Origin of the sequence: Paenibacillus crassostreae, assembly GCF_001857945.1 — a bacterium.
Lineage (GTDB): Bacteria > Bacillota > Bacilli > Paenibacillales > Paenibacillaceae > Paenibacillus_AQ > Paenibacillus_AQ crassostreae.
Map to the genome: position 1 here is coordinate 3,093,017 of NZ_CP017770.1, position 17,305 is coordinate 3,110,321.

The window sequence follows — 17,305 nt, forward strand, 5'->3', positions numbered from 1 at the left end:
AATAGGGAGGTTGAATGATGTCTATACGTGTTACTTCTGGCATGATGAATTCACAGTTGTTGAATAATCTAAATCGCAACAATTATAATATGAGTAAGTTACAGGAACAAGCATCTACGGGTCGTAAAATAAATAACCCTTCAGATGATCCAGTGGGTGTAACGTACGCACTGCGGTATAGATCTGATCTAGCATCCAATGAACAGTATCAGACGAGTGTCGATTCTGCAATTGGTTGGTTGGATACAACGGATACGATTATGTCACAAGCTGGTGATGTTATGAAACGTGTCAAGGAACTGACTGTCCAAGGTGCGTCAGGTACAGTTCCGCAATCTGGATTAGATGCTATTAATCAAGAAATTAAAGAATTGAAAGGGTACCTAGTTGATATCGGTAATACACAAATAAGGGGGAAATACATATTTAATGGTCAGAAATATGACCAAGCTCCTTATCAGCTTTCCGATACAGTAACTAGTTATGATAAAATTAATGCAGATACAGCTGCTGTTGAATACTCAATTGGTGACGGAGTTAATTTCCGTATGAACACCTCTGGAAGTGACTTTTTTGGAACAAGTGAAGATACGGATAACGTCTTTAAGGTGCTAGATGACCTCTCAGCAGCGTTAGCTAGCGGCGATACTGCTAGTGTTAGTGCTCAGTTGACGAATATTGAATCTAGAACAACGAAAATGCTTTCTTCTCAGACAGAAGTTGGAGCGCGGACGAATAGAGCAGAATTAGTACAGAGTCGGTTAACAGATAATAATTTGAACTTAACGACGTTACAATCAAAAGTTGAAGATGCTGACATTGCAAGTGTGCTGATTCAAGCTACATCGGCCCAGACTATATATGAAGCGGCGCTGAAATCATCGGCATCGATGATGTCCACAAGTCTAATGGATTACATGAGGTAATAAATTGCAGTAATTTGGGAACAAAAGAGCTATGGGTGGTTATTATCCATAGCTCTTTTGTTTCATAACTATGGAGGATTAGAATATGGAGAAATATATAAATGTAGATAAGCATCATATGCAACAAGATTTAAAGATAGTTACTTTTCCTAAAGGCCTGCCTGGATTTGAATTATTGAAGGAGTTTACAGTTCAACAATATGATGAACTATTTAGTGTCTTAATTTCTGTTGACAATCCATCGGTTGCATTTATCGTTGTAAATCCGTTTGATTTCTACCCCAATTATGAATTTGACGTGTCAGATGATCTTCTTGAAGAGATTGAGATTACAAGCCGCGAACAAGTGAATATCAGATGTATTGTGACATGGCATAGTAACCGCAATAAAGTGACATTGAATTTACTAGCACCGATTATTATTAATTCCGAGAAACATAGCGGTAAACAAGTTGTGTTACAGAATGTGTCGTACACTACAAGACAATTATTATGGTCTAATGGCATAGAAGATTCTGAAGGCGGTGAGGATTAATGCTGGTTCTATCACGAAAAAAAGGAGAAAGTATCGTTATTCAGAATGATATTGAAATTACCGTTCTTTCTGTTGAAGCGGATACTGTAAAATTAGGGATTTCGGCACCTAAAACAATCGATATTTATCGTAAGGAAATCTTTGAAGCGATCCAGCAAAATAATCTAGGGGCTGCAATAGATGTGAATCAACTCCAGAAGCTCATGGATAATTTATCTGATTAAAAAGGATATCTGTAGGAATGAAAAAAGTTTTTAATAATTCTTAAATAGCTATAAACAATTAGTCATGCACCGTCGATATATATATTAAGGCGACAATCTTCAGGGCGGCCGACCTGTGAAGACGCTAATACCACATGGATGTGGGAACAAACCATTTCAGGGAGGAAATATATAATGATTATTAATCACAACGTACCAGCTTTGAACACACACCGTAACATGGGTCTTAACACTTCTGCAACAAGCAAGAACATGGAGAAATTGTCTTCCGGTCTACGTATTAACCGTGCAGCTGACGATGCTGCTGGTCTATCGATCTCCGAATCCATGCGCGGTCAAATCCGTGGTCTTGAGCAAGCTCAACGTAATACTCAAGATGGTATCTCATTCGTACAAACAGCTGAAGGTTCAATGAACGAAGTATCTTCTATGTTGACTCGTATGAAAGAATTGAATGTACAGAAGACAAGTGGAACTTATAGCTCCAATGACAAGACTAACATCAATGCAGAGCTTTCTGAGCTAGGTGCTCAAATTGATAATATCATGACTCAAACTACATTCAATGGTATCAGTATTACTAAAGGTGCTACGATCACAGTTAATGATAAAGCTACTGGATCTATTTCAATCGGTAGTATTTCGACTACTAATTTTAGTACATTGGGATCATCAAGTTCATTGAGTAAAATTGAAACGGCAATCAATAGCGTATCGACAGAACGCGCTAAACTTGGTGCTGTACAAAACCGTTTGGAATACACTTCAAACAACTTAGGTACAGTAGTAGAGAACTTAACAGCTGCTGAATCACGTATTCGTGATACTGATATGGCTAAGGAAATGGTTGCTCTTTCTAAGAACAACATCTTGTTGCAAGCATCTCAATCGATGTTGGCACAAGCAAATTCAGCTCCACAAGGTATTCTATCTGTACTTCGTTAATATTCGTTTTCTTTTTCAAAGAGACCTTGAAATTCAAGGTCTCTTTTCTTTTATTTATTCTTCATAAATCGTCATCATTTTCCGATATATATAGTAACTAACCCGAGACGAACAAGATGATTACCCAAATACATATAAGGAGGAGCAATCTATGGATAATAGAATAATGTCAGGGAATCCCATTGTGATGGGAAATAGAAATGTCTCATCAACTAAGAGTAGTAATGAAGATGTCGTAGTTTCTCCAGTAGCAAGTAGTAGTGAGCCAGCAAAGGTAAGTGTCAGCCTATCAGGTGAAAATGAAAAGCAGATCGTTCAGCAATTAGAGAAGGTTATAGAGGCTGTACAGGGCCCAGAGAAATCATTTGAGATCTCCGTTCACAAGGATACAAATGCAATTATGGTTAAAGTATTCAATAAGCAAACGGGTGATCTAATTCGTGAGATCCCATCGGAGAAGATTCTAGATGTTGCAGCAAACATGATGAAATTAAACGGGCTTATTGTTGATGATAAAGTATAACAAGGAGGAATTGAAATGGTAGTAAGAATTAGTGGACTAGCATCAGGCATGGATGTTGATGCAATGGTTAAAACTTTAATGACAGCGGCGAAGTATCCGTTGAATAATTTGAATCAGCAGAAGCAGATAACGGAATGGAAACGCGAGGGATACCGTCAAGTAAGTACCACATTAGTTAGTCTGAATGAGAAGTTGTCAACATTCAATCTCAGTAGTTCAATTAATGCGAAGAAGGCTACAGTTACCGGTGCTTCTAATATAACTGCAACAACGACAGGAGCGGCTACGAACTCGGTTTTGAATGTAAGTGTGGGTAGTTTAGCATCTGCGTCGTCTGTTGTATCAACTACAGCTTCAGCTAAACCTGGTGCAACTAAGATTTCTGAACTTTACTCTGGGACGGAAACTAATATTAAGATAGGCAACGGCACAATTGAATTCAAATCAGATGAAACAATTGATTCTCTGGTTAGTAAAATTAACAATGATAAGACGACAGGTGTTACTGCTGTATATGACCAGACATCTGGTCAAATGTCCTTAACTAGTAGTACGACTGGCGATTCTGGGATTACAGTTTCAGGAGGACTTCTAACTAGTATTGGAATAACGACGGCTGCTGTGAAAAATGGAAGCGACGCAAAAGTAACCATTAACGGGATAGTAACAACACAATCCTCAAACACTTTCACTGTCAATGGAGTCACAATTTCAATAAATGGTGCTACTCCCGCTGGTCAGACATCGCAAATCCAAGTGTCTCAGGATACAGACAAGATGTTTGATACGATTAAATCCTTTGTTGACTCTTACAATGCAACCCTATCCACTCTGAATGGCAAGACATCAGAGGAACGTTATAGAACATATACTCCGTTAACGACAGAGCAGAAGGCAGATATGACCGAAGATGAGGTTAAGCTTTGGGAAACAAAAGCAAAGAGTGGTATGCTGAAAAGTGATTCTATTATAGATAAAACGCTCAGTGACATGAGAGCTGATCTTATTGGTAATGTGACTTTACCCGAAATGGTGTTGAATTCAAAAGGAGAATTAGTAAATAAAACAATCAACATCACACAAATAGGAATCACTACCGGAAGTTATAGCGAGAAGGGTAAGCTAATCCTCGACGAAACCAAGCTTAGAGCGGCACTTGCAGAAAATCCTGAAGATGTATATGCATTATTCGGGCAAACAGACAATTCATCGACAACTAAATCTACTGAAAATGATGGTATTTTTAATAGAGTAAAGAAAATTAATAATGTGGCTTTGACTTCATTGTACGATAAAGCAGGGACATCCAAATACAGTAGTGACTTAACAACAGCATTCCTTGTGAATAGCCAAATGGGTGATCAGTTAAGAAACTTTGATACGCGTATAACAGAAGTGAATAGACGCTTAACATTGTTGGAAACACGTTATTACAAACAATTTTCAGCCATGGAAACTGCAATTAACAAGTTTAATAGTACGTCGGGCAGTTTAACTAGTATGCTATCTTAAGATAAGGGAGAGAAATAATTTTGATAACATCACCTCACCAAAGGTATCAACAAACCCAACTACACACTGCGCCACCTAGCCAACTTCTGCTGATGCTTTATGATGGTGCAATTCGTTTTGTGAGAATGGGTATCTCGGGGATTGAGGAAGGAAACTTTGAAAAAACAAATACAAATTTGTGCAAAGCTCAGGCTGTTATTCATGAATTGACAGCTGCCTTAAATTTCGATTATCCGATCGCTAAGAACCTATCTCAGGTCTATGAATATATGATTCATCAATTGATCAATGCTAATATGAAAAAAAATAAAAAGCCTGCTGAAGAGGTTCTTTCATATTTATTAGACTTACGTGAGGCATGGGATACGGCAAGTAAGTCGTTAAATGCTAACGTGGATAATGTCTGATGAATATTATTAATGAGCAGGTCTCTGAATTAGAAGAACTAACTACGACATTAATTCAACGAATTGAGCAAGTGGATTATGAAGAATTTGTTACGTTCTCTGAGCGAAGAGAACAACTTGTTCATCAGTTGGAAATGAGTCAGGGGGATCTTACCAGTGAAGATAAACAACGTCTACGGAAAATAATCGAATCTGATGAAGTTATACTTTCAACTATGAATGCTTTGAAACAGCAAGCCAGTGAGTGGTTACTGAATCAAGGAGCAGTCAAAGAACAAAAGAATGCCTACGATTCGGGGTACACTGTAGAGAGTATGTTTATCGATCATAAGAAATAATTTATAAGGTTGGGGTTGTTGTAATGAAGCGACTTAGCGTATGTATGATTGTGAGAGACGAAGAGAAGCTATTACCCCGCTGTTTAGATAGCGTAACGAGGTTAGCCGATGAGATTATTATTGTCGATACGGGTTCTACAGATCGAACTAAAGAAATAGCTACCCAATATAATGCGAAGTTGTTTGATTTCTCATGGTCCAATGATTTTGCAGCCGCTCGTAATGAGTCGATCCTCCATGCATCAGGAAAATGGATATTAGTACTTGATGCGGATGAATACTTGGCAGAAGATGATTATGACAAGTGGAATGAGTTCTTAAATAAAGAGAAGCCAGTAGAGCATCTTGCTTATACACTTCCCGTGATTAATTTTACTGGTGATAAAGAATATCAAGATGAGATTACGACATCACCTGTAACTCGATTATTTCCTAACTTTAAAGGAATTTACTTTGAACGTCCGATTCATGAGCAACTAACGCGAGCTCAACTTGGAGAACTTTATCATAAAAGTATCGCTCTGAATATTTATCATACAGGTTATCAGATTCAGCGAGTGACTGAGAAGAATAAACATGAGCGTAATATGTCAATCTTTAACGAGATGAAGAAACACGATAATATGAGTGATTATGATTGGTTTACACTGGGCAATCAGTATCGCTATGCGAAGAATGAGGAAGAGGCCATTCGTTGTTATGAACTGGCATTGCAGGAAACAAACCTAAATTCAGCTTGGTATCCTCACTGTTTAGTTGGACTTATAAGTCTATATTTCACACAGAAGCGATTGGATCTGGTTGATAAATATACGAATAATCAACTATCTAAATTTTCTAATTATGCTGACTATCATACAATTAAGGGCATTCAGTATGAAACGATGGGATTCTTCGAGCAGGCTATGTCCTGCTACCTTGAAGCGATTAATGTTGCGGAGCAAAGGGCAAGTATGGATCAGGAAATTTGGCTCGTTGAACCATCGTATAGCTTTGAGACTCCAGTGTTGAGACTAGTGGAATTATACTTCCAGTTAAATGACAATCAGCAGGCTATATATTGGTTATCTAAATTACTACAGAAAAATAATAAAAATCCACAAGTGCTGTTAAAGCTGGTAGAGTGGCTTTGTCAGAATGACACTCCAGATTCAGTGATCAGCTTGTTGAACAAGATATATGATATACGTGATAAAGCTGATTGTAATCTGTTATTTAAAGTATCGCTTGTTCTTGGACAGGTAGAATTGGTTCGTTATTATTTAGAATCTATAGGATCGTTGGATCATCTCAGTTCGTTGGATCAAATGCGTCTCGCTGTTATAACGGATAATAAAGAGATGTGGTTGGAAATATCTCTTTCGAATCAGGAGCTTGATATAGACAACCAACTACAGTTGTGGGTTCAAGCCGCTGTTGGTGCAATACACTGGAATAACCACTTAAAACTTATACAAGTGGTTGATGAGCTTCAGAATGATGAGGTCCCTATATTGACTACAATCATCGTTGCAATGATATTAGAAGAGAATCTTCCAGATGAGCAAGTCTTAAAGAGTCATGCAAGCTCGTTATTTCTTGTAGCGAAACAACTATTCTTAATCAAAGATTTCGAGAAATTCGATCAATTTATAAATGTCATGAGATCATCTGAATTGATCAATCAGTTGGCTAATTACTTCTATAAATTGAATCTAACGGAGATGGCATTGAATTATTACTCAATTCTACTGTCGGAACAGCAACTGGATTTCACAAGCTTGGTGAATTTGGGAAGGTATCATGTTAATCAACATTATTACGAGGATGCTGCGGGATTTTTCGGTGAAGCCGTAATGCTAGAGCCTAAGACTAAAAATCTATATTATTCATTAATACGATATGCTAATAAGGAAAGAAAATCCCAATATATAACAAAATTTAGTGCGGAATTTCCACAATTCGTTGATATAATATTTGTACGAGATTTCATTAATCAAGAGAAGAAACAAATAAAGGGTGGCCATTTATGAGTGTTTCTGCAGCAATGATCATCAAGAATTCAGAACGATGTGTTTCAAGGTGCTTGGATAGTATTTTAACTGCTGTAGATGAAATTATTGTTGTAGATACAGGTTCAACAGATCGTTCTATTCAAATTGTAGAGTCTTATGTGCAGAAATACGACCATGTGAAGTTGTTTCATTTCGAATGGGTTAATGACTTTTCAGCTGCACGAAATTATTCACTAGACCAAGTGAGCAATGAATGGGTATTTATTGTTGATTCTGATGATGTATTACCATTGGAGGATCACCATAAAATTAGATCTTACGTGGATTCAATGAATTCTATAGGTCAAAAATGCGTTTATGATATTATCTATGATAATACGGTTGCTGGGGAAATTGTGGAGGTTATCCCTGTGGGATATGTTCGTCTATTCCCTAGTAATTTACGGTATAAGGATATGATTCATGAACAAATAACATTTGGTGATATACCTAGAATTCAAAGTGATATTCATTTATTGCATGATGGATACGATATCAATTTGGTTGATATTAAAGCTAAAAAAAAGCGAAATATTGAACTATTAATAAAAAATTTAGGTGAGGACAATGATAATGCTAGATTATGGTTACATCTAGGTAGAGAAATGAGTGTTATTGATAAGGAAAAAGCAACTCGCTATTTAAATATTGCTCAATCTAAAGCAAACAATCCTGAATTACTCAACTTGATCATCAAAGAGAAAAACAGTCTGTGATTTTTGAAATTGTCGTTTGCTGTTATTCTAAAACATTATTTTTAGCGTAAACAAAAAAACGTTCCTTTTAGTGAAATGGAAGTATCAACAACCATTTCCTATAGAGCGTTTTTTTGTGTACTCAATATTTCGTGAACCAAGGATTTATTTCTGATTAAGCTCTGTTTTGATTGAAGTCGTAGATATATCAGGTGTTCTTTCAAGGTACACTACTTGGCAAAAGGGTTTTAATTCGTCAAACTTACCAGCCCAGTCATCCCCCATGACAAACACATCAATATTTAATTGCTCTATGTCAATCTGTTTTTGCTCCCAGTGTTGTTCAGGTATCACTTCATCCACATATTTAATAGCTTCAAGCATCATTTTACGCTTTTCGTAAGAGAAGTAAGCTTTCTTTTCTTTAATAGAATTGAAATCATCTGTTGAAAGAGCAACGGTTAGATGATCGCCAAATTCTTTGGCGCGTTGAAGCAAGAGTATATGGCCATAATGGAGCAAGTCAAATGTTCCGTAAGTGATTACCTTTTTCATAGAATATCCTCCTTACCTCGTAGTGTTTAATGAAGCAAGTTTATCATTCAATAAGGCCGTCATATCAGGACGTGAGCTTTGTCTTAAAGATTCTTGATAATGTTGAACCGCAAGCTTTAGATCTCCAATCATTTCATATACATAACCCAGGTTGTACAGAAGGTCTTCATCCCAAGGGTAGTGCTGGTGTCCTGCCTGGAAGGATTTGATTGCTTCTTGTGGATCGTTATTTAACAAATGCAACATGCCATTCATAGAGAAGATATCAGGATCAGGTGAGTTGCTTTCCAGGTATTGTTGAATAGCTTCATTTGCTTGTGCGAGATGTCCCTGCTCGATAATTTCTTGGATTTTATGCTTAATTTGTTGTTGTAGTTCACGATGTTGCAATGATATTTCACGTCTGTGGTAGATTTCATCGTTATTTTCCTGAATATATCGATCTATTACTTCCCAAATTCTTATAGAAGAGTGCTGATCCTGATATTTGTGGGTTAGATTAAGAATTGTTTTTCTATCGTGACTATACCACGTAGGTTCCTCCAAATATTGAGCGATTGTATCTTGTAGCTCTAGTTGTGTATCGATCTTAGGTCCTGGTGTCCAGAAGTCGTATGGCTCAAACAATAAACCGCGATTCGCTCTATAATCGTCTAAGTCTGTAGGTAAGAATATCACTGGGCGATCTAACAGTAGATAGTCGATATACACGGATGAATAATCAGTAAGTAACATATCTGCTGAACCAAGTACATCATAGAGGTCCATACCTGCTTTTTCTAAATGTTTGTCGTTCAAGGTATAGATACGCTGTGTAGAGAGCTCCTGTAATTCATTAGCGAAATAATTTTCCTCAAAAGGGTGAAGCTTGATGATCAGCGTGATGTTATTCAGCTGCAAGAACTCCAAGAGTTGACTCTTATTGAAGTCGGAAAGTCCGAAGAGATTACTAAAGTTCTTTCCACCTTCTTTTTTATCTGGAGTAATAATAGAATTCCGGAATGTAGGCATGAAGAAAATAACCGTCTCCGCAGCATCCTTCCATTGGGGAAGTACTTTCGTTAAATTATCTCTGCTGTTCCCTGCAAATAGAGCATCATTTCTAGGGACACCGGTGATGTGATATTGATGTATACGTGCACCGTTACAAGCATTCATTGCCGTATTGTATAACGTAGAATAAGACATAATCATATCTACATTAGACCAATAATTTCGAATATGTTCATCTGATGCTTCTTCTTGTTTATCCATCTTGGCCATACCCTTGAGAGGGAAGCCATGCCACAGCTCAATATTCACCTTGTCATTTCTAGGAACGTGTTCACCGTGGGTTGTTATATAAACATCACTATGATTCAGATTGCGATTATATCGTGCTTCAAGCGGTGAAAGTAGCTCAATCTCATATTTTCTTCTCAGTTCTTCGTTGGCAGCATGATAAAGGTAATAATTATTTGAGCCGGAAGAAGATGTATGGAACATCGTAATTTTAATTTTATCAGTAGTCATGCGAGATCCTTTCATAATACGGGTTTTAATCTTTATATATTTATTATATCGGTTAAATGAGTGAATGAATAAAGGGGAATATACTTAGTACGGTATTGGGAAAAGATTCAAACTGTATATTTTAGTAGAAAGCTTTAGTAATTCGACAAAATAGCCGATATTAATATTAAAAGTTATCAAAAGGGGTATTAATATTATGAAACAAACGCTATCCCTAGTCATGATTGTCAAAAATGAAGAGAGCACACTGGAACGTTGTTTGAGTAGCATTGTATCCTCTGTCAATGAAGTTGTAATTGTAGATACAGGATCAACCGATAGTACCAAACAAATTGCATTAAAATATGGAGCATTGATATTTGATTACCAATGGAATGGTGATTTCGCGGAAGCGAGAAATTTTGCATTATCGAAGTCCACAAGTCAGTGGAATCTTGTATTGGACGCGGATGAGTACATTTCTAATAATTGTGGAAACGTTATACAACAATTCATAAAAGGTGAACCTGCAATAGGAAGAGTAAAGATAGTGGATAAGTTTATGGGATCCGATGGGATTAGTTTTGAACAAAACTATATTTCCAGACTGTTACCCTCTTCTTGTCGGTACATGGGGAGAATACACGAACAAGTGGTGTCGAATCTTCCGCGTATTATTGTAGATGTTGAAGTACAACATGACGGTTACTTTCAACAGAAAAAGTCGGATCGAAATATACCAATTCTCAAACAAGAGATTACAGATAATCCGAATAACCCATATTACCATTATCAAATCGCTAAAGAATATCGTGGATTAGAAAATCATGAGGATAGCTACCTTCATTTAAAGAAGGCTTATTCATTAATAACCCATAAAGAAGGATATGCACCGAGCCTAATAGTTAATTTTATGTATGCGATTATGTCCTCAGGTCATTTGTCAGATGGTTTAGTAGTTATTGAGAACGAAGAAGAATTTCTTAAGAGTTTTGCGGATTTCCAGTTTGTATCAGGCCTATATTTGTTAGAATTGATTCTCAGTAACCCCGATCAGTATGGTAAGCTACTTCCTTATATCGAACGTTTTTACTTATGTGCTATAGAAATTGGAGAAACGGGCCTAGAAGGCAGTGTTATAGGTACCGGAAGTTTTGCAGCACATCATAATTTGGGTGTGTTCTACGAAGTGGTTGGAAATATTCAAAAGGCAAAAGAGCAATATGTGAAGGCAACTGCATATGATTATAAACCTTCGCTTGATAGATTAATTAATTTAGGATAATAGTGGGTACGATATTAAATCATACATAGGAAGTGGGTAATTTAATGAAAAGGACAAGTATAATTATATTAACATATAACAAACTTGAATTTACTCTCGATTGCATTCAAAGTATCAGAGATTTCACTGAGTCAGGAACCTACGAAATCATAGTTGTGGATAATAACTCAACGGATGGGACACGTGAGTGGTTGTCGGAACAAAATGACATCATTACAGTATTCAATAATGAGAATGTAGGTTTCCCGAAAGGTTGTAACCAGGGCATGGAGATAGCAAGTGGTGACACTATATTGCTACTGAACAATGATGTGATTGTAACAGAATATTGGTTGGAAAATATGCTACTAGGGTTATATAGTTCAGATGAAGTGGGAGCTGTGGGACCTGTTAGTAACGAATGTCCATATTATCAGAGTATTGAAGTTAACTATAAAACGATAGATGATATGCAGAATTTTGCCAAACAATTTAATGCTCATAATCCGAGTAAATGGGAACAACGACTTAAGTTAATTGCCTTTTGTATGCTTATCAAACGGGAAGTCGTTAATCAAATTGGTTTTTTAGATGAAATTTTTACACCAGGCAATTTTGAAGACGATGATTATTCCTTTCGCATCATGCAGGCTGGTTATAAGCTTTTATTATGTAAAGATACTTTTGTTCATCATCATGGGCATGCAACTTTTGATGAGAATACTTCTGAATTTCATCAAATTATGCAAAATAGTGCTAGGGTATTTAAGGAAAAGTGGGGATTTGATTCAAGATATTCCACTTACATCAGAAGCGATGTCGTTAATTTAATGGACACTCATGAGCCTAGCGAGAATATAAAAGTTTTAGAAATTGGTTGTGCTTGTGGTGGGACCCTTCTTGAAATAAAAAATCGATATAAAAACGCAGATCTGTATGGTATTGAACTGAATGAAAACTCCGCAGAGATTGCCTCGCTATTTGCTAATGTAAGTGCTTCTAATGTTGAACATCAGCTAGAGTTTGATCCTGATTTTTTTGATTATATCATTCTTCCTGATGTGTTGGAACACTTGAATGATCCCTGGTCAGTACTGGAAAACTTGAAGAAGTATCTTAAGCAGAATGGAAAGGTTCTAGCAAGTATACCTAATGTTATGCATTATACTGTTCTGCGTGATACTTTATTGGGTCGTTGGAATTATACAGATGCGGGTCTACTAGACCGGACCCATTTAAGGTTTTTTACATTATATGAAATTGAACAAATGTTTAAAGGCGCTGGATTTATTGATATGAGTTACAACGGTAAAATACTTGCCATTCCGAAGGAAGATGAAGAATGGATTTCAAAGTTAATTAGTGTAGGTAGTTCGAGGTTAGAATATCAATATAAGGTTTATCAATATATGGTTAAAGCTGTGAAGAATGACCCGATACATGAAGTAGGTCAAATATTGAGTGTTATTGGTAAAGCTCTTGATCGGGAAGTTGATATAGAGAGAGTCATAAGCCTATTAAAAGAAGATACAATCTCATATGAAGAGATTATTAAGTCCATTGAATTATTTTCAAAGAATAAACCGGAAGCTTACAACTATGTAGCTATTAAATTGTATGGAGAAGGATTATTTGATGGGGTTATCCCACTATTATCCAAGTCATTATCTATAGATACAGATCACAAGGATTCATTATACAATATGGGATTTATCCTTTATGAAGCTAACGAAATAGAATTGGCCTTAAGTTATCTAGAAAGAATAGGTGACAAAGATAGTGGTACACTCGAATTAATAGATAAGATTATGTCGGTACGCTAGTATTCCCGTTCTCTATTAATGAAAGAAATAAATATTTTAAATAAGGGGTTGGAGAAAGCGGATATGTCGAAACGTAATCAGTATGAACAAACAAGAACTAATATAATAATTCTGACGTATAACAAACTCGAATATACACAAACATGTATAGAGAGTATTAGAAGATATACAGAACGTGGTACCTATCAGATCATAATAGTAGATAACTGTTCGACGGATGGAACAAGAGAGTGGTTAGCTGATCAGACAGACATATTAACGATATTTAATGAAGAGAATGTGGGCTTTCCTAAAGGGTGTAATCAAGGGATAGAATTAACATCCTCAGGTGATATTCTGTTACTGAATAATGATGTGCTTGTTACAGAAAACTGGCTAGCCCTCTTACAGGAGTGTCTTCACAGTTCGCCAGATATTGGTGCTGTAGGTCCTACCCATAATGGTGAAGTATCTGTGAATTATAATACGGCAGATGAGCTTTGGGATTTTGCAAGATCATATAATAGTAACGATTCATCTAAATGGGAGAAAAGACTAAAATTAATAGGGTTTGCTATGCTAATTAAGCGTAATGTGGTTGAAGATATTGGTCTGTTAGATGAGCGGTTTAGTCCTGGTAATTGTGAGGATACTGATTATAGTTTTCGCATAATCCAGAACGGGAAAAAAATCATATTCTGTAATAATGTATTTATTCATCATTATGGTTCTGTCTCCTTTGGTGAAATGAAAGAGACATACACAGTATTGCTAGAAGAAAACCGTAAAAAGTTTGTCGATAAATGGGGTTTCCATTCATATTTAGATTCAGCAACCAGACATGATCTGATATCTCTAATTGATGATAGAGATCATTCTGAACAATTCTCTGTCTTGGATGTAGGATGTGGCTGTGGGGCTACATTGTTGCAACTTCGGAATTTATATCCGGAGGCAAAACTATATGGAGTTGAGCGTAATCCCCAAGCAGCTGCAATTGCTGCAGAAATTGCCAACGTTACAACAGCGGATGTAGAAAAACTACTGTATTATCCAGAACAATATTTCGATTATATTTTTTTAGGTTCTGTTTTAGAAGAGTTAATGAATCCGTTGGAGACCTTAATCAAATTAAGAAAATATTTGAAAATAGATGGGCAAATTATTGCTAGTATTTCTAATGTAATGCATTACAACGTAATACACTCTTTGTTAGATGGTAACTGGACCTATAGTAATACTGGTCCGCTAAGTCATAATAATCTACGTTTTTTCACACTATCTGAGAGTGTGAAGTTATTTAATTCTTCTGGATTCAAGAGCATACAATACTTCCCTGTAACTAGGAAAGTAATTAACGAAATGGAAGAATGGGTTAATAATATTGCAAGGGCTACTTCTGTTCTGGAGAAGGAGCAAATGCTTGCTACTCATTATTTATTTAAAGTGAATAATTCTAGTGAGTATTTATTTGAACGAAGATTAATTGAGATAAGTAATGGAATAGATAATGAAGAAAATTTGTCTTATATCCTAGAAGGTATGGAGAATAACGAAATTAATATTACCATTCTAGTGAGCGCTATTTCAAATATGAAAGTTGATAAGCAAGGACTTTTCAATTATCTCGCACGTGCTTTTTATCGTCATGGATTATTTGATGATATCATTCCGTTGTTGAATGCATCTCTTGAAATTGATAACACTCACCAACTGACATTGTTTAACTTTGCTTATATACTTCATCAGGTTGGAGCGGATCAGGAGGCATTAACGTTCTTAAATATGATGAATGAGAAAGATAGTGAATCTGAGCTCTTATTAGCAAGTATCAATAGTAATTTGAATATATCGCGAGTCTGATGGGCAAGGAAAATTATTCGTTATTTTGAAATATATTTCATCAGAAAATGTTGGTAATTCGATACTAAAGGGGTCTATAAATGGAACATACAAGTATTATCCTGTATTGCAATAGCGAGATATCATATATAGAAGAATGTATCAATAGCATCCGGTCATTCACGGAACCTGGTACTTATGAGATTATAGCAATTGTGAACTCCAACGCTAGTGAAGAATCTATAGATTGGTTTACTGAGCAGACGGATATCGTAATATCTTCTTGCAAAGATAATGCCAAGTTGCAAGAAGCGTGGAACGGAGTCATCCACATTTCCAGAGGCGATCAAATCGTATTCTTACATTCTAATACAGTCGTTACGGAGAACTGGTTGACGAATTTAATGCAATGTTTGTTTGTGTCAGAAGATATAGCGGTTGTTGGCCCATTAACAAATTATTTCACAGGTGATAATCAGATGATTGATGCTGATTATTCTACAATGAATGATTTACTGATATTTGCAAATGAACAGTATCGAAATGGACTAGTGAATGGATTTTTTGAGAAAAAACTAGTTATTTCTGACTTCTGTTTTTTAATAAAAAGGTCAGCCTTGAACAAGGTAGGGCCCTTAGATGAAGAGTTGGAACCGAAATCTTTCATGAAAGATTATTGTTTGCGTCTACTTGAAGCGGGTTATAAAAGTGCGTTATGTAAAAGTGTGTATGTTCACCATTACAGTCAGTTACAAGAAAATAATAGTGGAGCACCATTATTTTATGATAAATGGTCCTTCGATCCACAATCAACTCTTCCAGCAATGGACTTGCTTGCTCAGTTGAAACCAAAGGGACAAACACAGCGGATTTTGATGGTTGGCTGCGGGTGTGGCTCGTCACTTATGAAATTATCAAATCTATATCCTGAGGCAGAAGTTTATGGGATTGAAACGGATGATGTTCAGAGGTACCTAGCTAGTCTAGTGGGAGATGTAGGCCTGGGTTCATTTTCTGAACAACTTAGTCGATTTGAAAGAAGAAGTTTTGATCATATTCTAGTGACACCGCAATTCTTTGAAGCCAGTCATCCACTTAAGTCTTTGAAATTAATGCTTGATTATTTACATGAAGATGGCGAATTTATTATTGAACTAGCGAATAATCGTTCTTGTGAAGCATTTAGGATCCTTTTTTCGGAAGAGGTTACGAGTAAGCATTACGGACTTCAGCCAAGCCTATCCGATATATCAATATTTATTGAGAATAATAGTTTTTATCAACCAACTGTAGCAACTTTTGAAAAGCCCTTAGATGATAGAGATATTGCGCTGTTTAATCAAACCAAATCATTAATGAGTCCTGTGGTACAGCAACAATTTCACATTTCTAAGTTTATTATGGTAGCTAGACGATTGCCCGAGACTTCGTTGCTCCATACGTTATTTAACGATTTGATTACTGCATATACTGAAGAAAAATTAGAACGTATTTTGCAATATTATCCAAGTCCTAATGTGAAGGCAATAGAAATCTACAATGGTCCGGCTATTCCATTACTTAATCTTTTGGCAATTGAGAGTCTTGAACGAAAAAAATATGATGATGCCCTATTATATTTGAACAAAGCCTATGAGCTTGAACCGATGGATTCAAGTACGCTATTCAATTTAGGAACTCTAACTTATGTACTTGGTGATACAGAAGATTCTCTTCGTTGGTTGAAGCAAGTGCATGACAAAAACGAAGAGGTACAACAATGGATTATTAAAATGGAAGTAGAGATCTCTCAGAAATCTGAAGATTTAAAACTACTAAAGTTGCTATTACTTAGAGTTGAATATAACGTGGAACGGGAAAATAATATTACAGAAATATCAGAACGATTACGTAACAAGATAGTAAGGGTAGAGGATGTATTGAGTATTGTGGAGGATGACATCATAGACAAAAGTAATACATTAAATCTTGTCGCGGTCCACTGCTATCAGAAAGACCAATCCGAACCAGCAGTGACTTTACTAAATAAATCACTAGAATATGATCCGGATTTTGAACCTACGATTCTTCACCTTGCTTTTGTTCATATCCAAAACGGAAATTTGGATAGGGCTTATCACTATTTGAAATCTGCCAATAAGCAAACTCCGGCAATTTATGAATGGCTTCAGAAAGTTAAACATTCTCTTGACGAAGGGGTACAATGATTAGAA

General features: G+C 36.2%; 16 protein-coding genes. 14 read left to right on the forward strand and 2 right to left on the reverse strand.

Annotated elements, in window-relative coordinates; translation table 11 throughout:
- Positions 1-17: 17 nt before the first annotated feature.
- The 10 genes from flgL to LPB68_RS14180 all read left to right on the forward strand — a co-directional run bounded on the left by flgL (position 18) and on the right by LPB68_RS14180 (position 8,159).
- Positions 18-926, forward strand: a complete 909-nt coding sequence (gene flgL / locus LPB68_RS14135; RefSeq protein WP_068658817.1) for a flagellar hook-associated protein FlgL — start codon at positions 18-20, stop codon at positions 924-926.
- Positions 927-1,011: 85 nt separating this feature from the next.
- Positions 1,012-1,461, forward strand: a complete 450-nt coding sequence (fliW, locus tag LPB68_RS14140; RefSeq protein ID WP_068658819.1) for a flagellar assembly protein FliW — start codon at positions 1,012-1,014, stop codon at positions 1,459-1,461.
- Positions 1,461-1,685: a carbon storage regulator CsrA gene (gene csrA, locus LPB68_RS14145; protein WP_068658821.1), complete on the forward strand. Its 225-nt coding sequence runs from the start codon at positions 1,461-1,463 to the stop codon at positions 1,683-1,685. Before fliW ends, csrA begins: the two co-directional genes overlap by 1 nt.
- Positions 1,686-1,859: 174 nt before the next feature.
- Positions 1,860-2,630, forward strand: coding sequence for a flagellin N-terminal helical domain-containing protein (locus LPB68_RS14150; RefSeq protein WP_068658823.1), 771 nt, complete (start codon positions 1,860-1,862; stop codon positions 2,628-2,630).
- Between the two features lie 151 nt (positions 2,631-2,781).
- Positions 2,782-3,153, forward strand: a complete 372-nt coding sequence (locus LPB68_RS14155; protein WP_082865738.1) for a flagellar protein FlaG — start codon at positions 2,782-2,784, stop codon at positions 3,151-3,153.
- A 15-nt stretch (positions 3,154-3,168) separates the two neighbouring features.
- Positions 3,169-4,665, forward strand: a complete 1,497-nt coding sequence (gene fliD, locus LPB68_RS14160) for a flagellar filament capping protein FliD (RefSeq protein ID WP_068658825.1) — start codon at positions 3,169-3,171, stop codon at positions 4,663-4,665.
- Positions 4,666-4,685: 20 nt separating this feature from the next.
- Positions 4,686-5,072: a flagellar export chaperone FliS gene (gene fliS, locus LPB68_RS14165; protein ID WP_068658828.1), complete on the forward strand. Its 387-nt coding sequence runs from the start codon at positions 4,686-4,688 to the stop codon at positions 5,070-5,072.
- Positions 5,072-5,410 (forward strand): flagellar protein FliT, encoded by a 339-nt coding sequence (fliT, locus tag LPB68_RS14170; RefSeq protein ID WP_068658830.1) that lies wholly within the window; start codon positions 5,072-5,074, stop codon positions 5,408-5,410. Before fliS ends, fliT begins: the two co-directional genes overlap by 1 nt.
- Before the next feature lie 23 nt (positions 5,411-5,433).
- Positions 5,434-7,422, forward strand: a complete 1,989-nt coding sequence (locus LPB68_RS14175; protein WP_068658832.1) for a glycosyltransferase family 2 protein — start codon at positions 5,434-5,436, stop codon at positions 7,420-7,422.
- Entirely contained in the window at positions 7,419-8,159 is a 741-nt protein-coding gene (locus LPB68_RS14180) for a glycosyltransferase family 2 protein (protein WP_068658833.1), read from the forward strand. The genes LPB68_RS14175 and LPB68_RS14180 overlap by 4 nt, the downstream gene beginning before the upstream one ends.
- 144 nt (positions 8,160-8,303) lie before the next feature.
- Here the strand turns inward: LPB68_RS14180 and tagD are convergent, their stop codons facing one another.
- Together tagD and LPB68_RS14190 are read right to left on the reverse strand one after the other, a co-directional pair.
- Entirely contained in the window at positions 8,304-8,693 is a 390-nt protein-coding gene (gene tagD, locus LPB68_RS14185) for a glycerol-3-phosphate cytidylyltransferase (RefSeq protein WP_068658834.1), read from the reverse strand.
- Between the two features lie 12 nt (positions 8,694-8,705).
- The gene (locus tag LPB68_RS14190) at positions 8,706-10,205 is read right to left on the reverse strand and encodes a CDP-glycerol glycerophosphotransferase family protein (RefSeq protein ID WP_068658835.1); all 1,500 of its coding nucleotides are present in this window, start codon (positions 10,203-10,205) and stop codon (positions 8,706-8,708) included.
- A 196-nt stretch (positions 10,206-10,401) separates the two neighbouring features.
- Here LPB68_RS14190 and LPB68_RS14195 point away from each other — a divergent pair, with 196 nt between their 5' ends.
- The 4 genes from LPB68_RS14195 to LPB68_RS14210 all read left to right on the forward strand — a co-directional run bounded on the left by LPB68_RS14195 (position 10,402) and on the right by LPB68_RS14210 (position 17,299).
- The gene (locus LPB68_RS14195) at positions 10,402-11,469 is read left to right on the forward strand and encodes a glycosyltransferase family 2 protein (RefSeq protein WP_082865739.1); all 1,068 of its coding nucleotides are present in this window, start codon (positions 10,402-10,404) and stop codon (positions 11,467-11,469) included.
- A 44-nt stretch (positions 11,470-11,513) separates the two neighbouring features.
- Entirely contained in the window at positions 11,514-13,271 is a 1,758-nt protein-coding gene (locus LPB68_RS14200; RefSeq protein ID WP_068658837.1) for a glycosyltransferase, read from the forward strand.
- A 63-nt stretch (positions 13,272-13,334) separates the two neighbouring features.
- The gene (locus LPB68_RS14205) at positions 13,335-15,113 is read left to right on the forward strand and encodes a glycosyltransferase (protein ID WP_082865740.1); all 1,779 of its coding nucleotides are present in this window, start codon (positions 13,335-13,337) and stop codon (positions 15,111-15,113) included.
- Between the two features lie 80 nt (positions 15,114-15,193).
- Positions 15,194-17,299 (forward strand): glycosyltransferase, encoded by a 2,106-nt coding sequence (locus LPB68_RS14210; RefSeq protein WP_068658841.1) that lies wholly within the window; start codon positions 15,194-15,196, stop codon positions 17,297-17,299.
- Positions 17,300-17,305 lie beyond the last annotated feature (6 nt).

Excerpts from the sequence above, each read along its gene's own strand:
- flgL (WP_068658817.1), top strand. The coding sequence starts at position 18 with ATGTCTATACGTGTTACTTCTGGCATGATGAATTCACAGTTGTTGAAT.
- fliW (WP_068658819.1), top strand. The coding sequence starts at position 1,012 with ATGGAGAAATATATAAATGTAGATAAGCATCATATGCAACAAGATTTA.
- csrA (WP_068658821.1), top strand. The coding sequence starts at position 1,461 with ATGCTGGTTCTATCACGAAAAAAAGGAGAAAGTATCGTTATTCAGAAT.
- LPB68_RS14150 (WP_068658823.1), top strand. The coding sequence starts at position 1,860 with ATGATTATTAATCACAACGTACCAGCTTTGAACACACACCGTAACATG.
- LPB68_RS14155 (WP_082865738.1), top strand. The coding sequence starts at position 2,782 with ATGGATAATAGAATAATGTCAGGGAATCCCATTGTGATGGGAAATAGA.
- fliD (WP_068658825.1), top strand. The coding sequence starts at position 3,169 with ATGGTAGTAAGAATTAGTGGACTAGCATCAGGCATGGATGTTGATGCA.
- fliT (WP_068658830.1), top strand. The coding sequence starts at position 5,072 with ATGAATATTATTAATGAGCAGGTCTCTGAATTAGAAGAACTAACTACG.
- LPB68_RS14175 (WP_068658832.1), top strand. The coding sequence starts at position 5,434 with ATGAAGCGACTTAGCGTATGTATGATTGTGAGAGACGAAGAGAAGCTA.
- LPB68_RS14180 (WP_068658833.1), top strand. The coding sequence starts at position 7,419 with ATGAGTGTTTCTGCAGCAATGATCATCAAGAATTCAGAACGATGTGTT.
- tagD (WP_068658834.1), bottom strand. The coding sequence starts at position 8,693 with ATGAAAAAGGTAATCACTTACGGAACATTTGACTTGCTCCATTATGGC.
- LPB68_RS14190 (WP_068658835.1), bottom strand. The coding sequence starts at position 10,205 with ATGACTACTGATAAAATTAAAATTACGATGTTCCATACATCTTCTTCC.
- LPB68_RS14195 (WP_082865739.1), top strand. The coding sequence starts at position 10,402 with ATGAAACAAACGCTATCCCTAGTCATGATTGTCAAAAATGAAGAGAGC.
- LPB68_RS14200 (WP_068658837.1), top strand. The coding sequence starts at position 11,514 with ATGAAAAGGACAAGTATAATTATATTAACATATAACAAACTTGAATTT.
- LPB68_RS14205 (WP_082865740.1), top strand. The coding sequence starts at position 13,335 with ATGTCGAAACGTAATCAGTATGAACAAACAAGAACTAATATAATAATT.
- LPB68_RS14210 (WP_068658841.1), top strand. The coding sequence starts at position 15,194 with ATGGAACATACAAGTATTATCCTGTATTGCAATAGCGAGATATCATAT.